Below are 4,688 nucleotides of genomic sequence, written 5' to 3'. Positions count from 1 at the left end.
TTGTCGTATAATGGACATAAGGGCACTCTCTCCTGTCTTTATGTTTGTGTGGTAACTTACATTATACAGGATTTGGGGAGGTGCTCTATTTTTTATGCCTAGAAACCCTTGGTATGTAAGGGCTTGGAATTATGAAATTGACTCATATAATTATACTATTTCTAGTATAAAAACTTGTTTTTCTAATAAAAACATGACTTATAATATGGTTCACGGTAACGTCGGATAGGATACAATAAGTAAAAGGGTAGATAAGCCTGGACGGCAAAGCTTTTACAAAGAATGTGGACCTGTTAGGTAATCCATTTTAGTTCAATTAATTGCTTTAACAGAAGTGTATCGGATCGTCTGTTCGATTACTTTTGAGGTTCCCCATTCACCCACCCATTGCCTAAACAACCGATAAAAAGTATACTATAACAGAAATGTAATCTAAATTTATTTAACAGTACATGAACTATTTCACGACCTAAAGATGAAATCTATTGTGAAGGAAGCTAATGAATCATGAGAAAGTCAAAACTACATCACCTTATAACAGAGATTCATCCAGATAAACGATTCATGCATAGTGGGGTAGAAAAATGATAAATTCATCTTTATTACAAGAAGAAAAAAGAGCTACTATTTTATTTATGTGGTGCTTTTATATTGTATTTTTTTTATATGATATTTTTTATTATAACCTTTTCCCGGTATTTCCATGGATCGCGGAAGCTTTACCAGATCCAATATGGTACTTGTTGAGTTATATAAAATATATCATCATAATTAGCCTTATTCCGATTTCCATCTATCTATTTAAAAAGGGTAATCTTGAGAAGGTAAAATACATTGTCGTTATTGCTTATTTAGTTACTAACCTAGTAACGGATATTTATTATTACTTTGGTAGCGCTAATTCATATTCTAGTGGTAATCTTGTAGAATTAGTTATCATATTATTTTCACCTATTTTTATTAATAAACGATTTTTCTATCTAGTAACGTGGGGGTTAATCCTAAAATACATACTGGTAGGAGTATTCATACAAGATCCAATCATTTTGTTTCCGATAATTATTATCCTTATCTTTGCCGGTATTGCATTCATTCTTCTTCATCGATTCTTAAGTTACATGAATGCCATAAAAACTTCATATGACGAGCAATTATCGGGAATTGTAAAAGGGGTTATTGCAACATTAGAGTTAAAAGACCCTTATACACGAGGTCATAGTGAGCGAGTCGCGGAATATGCAATGAGTCTTGCAACTGCAACTGGAAAAATAAAAGAATCTGAACTAAGTTATTTTTATTACGCATGCCTGCTACATGACATAGGTAAAGCACAGATTCCTGACACTATTCTGACAAAGTATGGTAAACTAACAGATGAAGAGTATGAAGTAATTAAAACCCATCCAATCGTGGGAGCAAAGGCAATCAAAGACGTTGAGGGAATTGCCGATAATATTGCTGTCGTTTATCATCACCATGAAAGATGGGATGGTAAGGGCTATCCAGATGGGCTTGCGGGGGAAGAAACACCGCTTGTTGCTAGAATCACAGCAGTTGCAGATGCCTTCGATGCGATGACTTCCACAAGGTCTTATCGATCAGCGCTTCCTTTTGAAGAAGCTTATCAACGAATACTTGATGGAAAGGGATCCCAATTTGATCCGGAACTAGTAGAAATATTTAAAGAAGTTTACCCAAATTGGATTACAATCTCTAAAAGATATTGTAAGGATCAAGCCGCAAAGGAGGGAAAAAAATATGAAAATCCGTAAACTTAGTACAGTTAAAGTAACATGTTGGTGGTGTTTCTTAGTTCCAAAAGGTTAACAAATCCTACAAATAGGATGCTAATTTATTAGCATCCTATTTTCATTTTCATAGAGCGGTGGTGCTAGATTTGAATTTAACATTGCAATCACAAATCATTCTATACCCTTTATCCATTCGAAAAGATAAGAAGAATTATATCGTAGAAGAACCAACTTCTGGTGATTTTTTTGAAATGCCAAAAATTTGTATTGATGCAATAGAAAGGATTAAGGAAGGCCAAATACTAGGCGACATTGAAGTGGAATTAGGTGGAAAATATCCAGATGAAAAAGTAGATATGATTGAATTTGGGGAACAACTTATCGAATTAGGCCTCGTTCAAGAATTAGATGGTGAACAAATGGCTCCCAGAAATCAAAATCAAGCTTCAGATGGATTCACATGGATTCCATCATCTGTTGGGCGTCTCTTTTTCAATGGGGTTACGAATAAGATGTACCTCATTTTAGTATTAATTAATCTTTCACTTATGGTATGGAATCCTGGATTATTCCCTCATTATCGAGACATATTTTTATTTGATTCGATGATGCTCAATATTATAACCTACATGCTTATTTCCCTCGTATTAATCGTCATTCATGAGTTCGGGCATATTCTAGCGATTCGCTCCTACGATTTGCCCGCCAAAGTAAGCATTGGAAACAGGCTTATATTTATCGTTTTTGAAACAGACATAACTTCAGCATGGAAACTCCCTCCTAGAAAAAGAAATATCTTATATCTAGCTGGAATGTCTTTTGAGCAAACATGTCTTTTAATTGCACTTATGGCACAACTTTTCTTTCCAGAGGCCAATGCTATTTTAATCGGAATTTTTGGTATTGTCGTTTTTGATATTTTTATTAAAACCTTGTACCAATGTAGTTTCTACATGAAAACGGATATTTATTATTTCTTTGAAAATATAACCGGATGCTATAACTTGATGGAAAGCGGGAAGCAGTTTTTAAGCAGTTGGTTGCCATTTTTAAGAAGTGATTCTAGTGATACAAAGATGTTCGACGGTGAACAAAGAATTGTTCGTATGTATAGTGTATTTTATATCGTTGGGATCTTGTTAACGCTTAGTCTATTTATCTTTTACTTTCTACCACAAGCTTATTATGCGTATTCACATGTTTTTTCTAACTTACTCTGGTCTACGACTCCATCTGCTTTTTGGGATGCCATAGCTTTTCTTGGTCAAACAGTGCTTTTACTAAGTTTATTCTTATACTCTAAAAGAAAAGCATGAATCGTAGGCATAGGTCCATAGCAATCAAGCCAACAAAAGTGCAGGAACATTATCCCACACTTTTGTTGGCTTTTCTTTTAACATATCTTTACGCGCTATGGTAAGTGATGATTCAAAAGTGTTTACCACTTTTTATGACTCTACCTATAATAGAAATCTTCGTAAGATGTCTTAGTGCAGTTTTAATCATTGATTTTATGTAATGGATCATTGCATTGACTATGCAGCAGTTCATTTCATGTAACGTTGTTTCTTATTGCTAAAAATTTTTTATAGCTTTCATCGTCCCTAAGACGTTTCTGAAGATAAGTGACATGAGTGGAAAGTTCAGTTATGCTATTGTTAAATGTGCGAATAGTTAGTCATGTTAACTGTATTTTTTCACAAACGAAACATAGGAAAAAAAGGAGAGAATTAGAAATGGCAGATTTTTTCTCTATGGTATTTTTCATAGTTATGACGGTAGGTTTTTTTATTCTAATAATAATATTTCTTATAAAGGAAGACAGGAAAGATAAAAAAAGAAAATTTATATATTCTGCTATTTCCATTTCGAATATTACTTCAATAACTGATATAGCACAAACTTTAGGGTTAAATATAAATGAGACAAGGGGACTTATCGAAGAAATTATAAATAAAACAAAAAGTAATAAAAAGGATTATAAATTGTTGAAAAATGCTTATATAGATTACAGAAAGGATGAAGTCATCTTAAATCCTAAGGCAAAAGATAATACGTTGAATAAGACAATCGATTATCTATTAGACGGTTTCTCTCTTAAAAAGAAAATAAAAAAGGAGTGGGTTTGTAATCATTGCAATACTTTAAACAACACGAAGTTTTATAATTGCCGTAGCTGTGGAGCAAATAATACAGAAGAAAAACAGCAATAGACCACGTACATATATTTAACATCAATATGATTTAAGATCTTTCACATTTGATAAACCTTCAAAGAAGTTTGGCTTTCATTGACAGTATAATAGAAATGAAGTGAGACTAATGCGACATGAAGACTATCTAGCATTTAAAGAATATTTAAGCAGAAGAAGGTGAGAGTATGCGTTTATGGCATGAGAAATTGATCCCGCAATTACCCCGGCAACAGTTGTTAGGGCAACATCGTGAGTGTTGTGCATTACGTGGGTTAGGTTGGAAAAAGAAGCATGCAACAGTTGATTATGTTTTTGAATACTCCGCATGTAAATTATATCAGTACCATATGTTGGTGATCGAAGAAATGCAACGCCGTGGCTATGTAAATGATCCTTTATGGGAGGATCCAACGTATCGTGGGAAGTCTTGTCTAGCATATAAAGAGGATGACGTGAATTCCGAGGAACTTACGAGACCGATTTATCCCGAGCATGACACTATCTATTTAGATGAATGTATCAATAATTTGTTTGAAAAAGGTATTACTTTATAAGACTTAGCTGTTTTATTACTTTAATTATTGGATTAATAATCCCTTGTAACCGTCAAGTAGAATTGGACACTTTATGCTAATTAACTTTGAACACTTTCGCTTTCAAACATACTGACACGATGTTTCATACGGTAACTATCATCATTTAAATTAACGACCTCAACGCGGTGAAGTAAACGATCTAAAAT

General features: G+C 33.5%; 5 protein-coding genes. 4 read left to right on the top strand and 1 reads right to left on the bottom strand.

The window, feature by feature from the left end; all coding sequences use genetic code 11:
* Positions 1–584: 584 nt before the first annotated feature.
* From ACXYMX_RS16895 to ACXYMX_RS16880, 4 genes are all read left to right on the top strand, one after another.
* The gene (locus ACXYMX_RS16895) at positions 585–1,772 is read left to right on the top strand and encodes an HD-GYP domain-containing protein (protein WP_459045414.1); all 1,188 of its coding nucleotides are present in this window, start codon (positions 585–587) and stop codon (positions 1,770–1,772) included.
* Between the two features lie 125 nt (positions 1,773–1,897).
* Positions 1,898–3,067: a PqqD family protein gene (locus tag ACXYMX_RS16890; RefSeq protein ID WP_459045413.1), complete on the top strand. Its 1,170-nt coding sequence runs from the start codon at positions 1,898–1,900 to the stop codon at positions 3,065–3,067.
* A gap of 420 nt (positions 3,068–3,487) precedes the next feature.
* A complete protein-coding gene (locus tag ACXYMX_RS16885) occupies positions 3,488–3,964 on the top strand; it encodes a hypothetical protein (protein ID WP_459045412.1) in 477 nt (158 codons plus the stop codon).
* Between the two features lie 167 nt (positions 3,965–4,131).
* Positions 4,132–4,500 carry a TIGR02328 family protein gene (locus ACXYMX_RS16880; RefSeq protein ID WP_459045411.1) on the top strand — a complete coding sequence of 123 codons (369 nt, stop codon included), beginning with the start codon at positions 4,132–4,134 and terminating at the stop codon, positions 4,498–4,500.
* Between the two features lie 80 nt (positions 4,501–4,580).
* Here ACXYMX_RS16880 and ACXYMX_RS16875 read toward each other — a convergent pair.
* On the bottom strand, positions 4,581–4,688 hold a 108-nt coding region (locus ACXYMX_RS16875), incomplete at its 5' end, for an ATP-binding protein (protein ID WP_459043586.1).

The sequence above is a fragment of the Sporosarcina sp. CAU 1771 genome, from assembly GCF_054482775.1.
The sequence above is the reverse complement of the archived record's forward strand: the minus strand, read 5'-3'. Positions and strand labels throughout refer to the sequence as shown.

Bases quoted from the DNA above. Each gene is read 5' to 3' on its own strand.
- ACXYMX_RS16895 (WP_459045414.1), top strand. From the start codon at position 585: ATGATAAATTCATCTTTATTACAAGAAGAAAAAAGAGCTACTATTTTA.
- ACXYMX_RS16885 (WP_459045412.1), top strand. From the start codon at position 3,488: ATGGCAGATTTTTTCTCTATGGTATTTTTCATAGTTATGACGGTAGGT.
- ACXYMX_RS16880 (WP_459045411.1), top strand. From the start codon at position 4,132: ATGCGTTTATGGCATGAGAAATTGATCCCGCAATTACCCCGGCAACAG.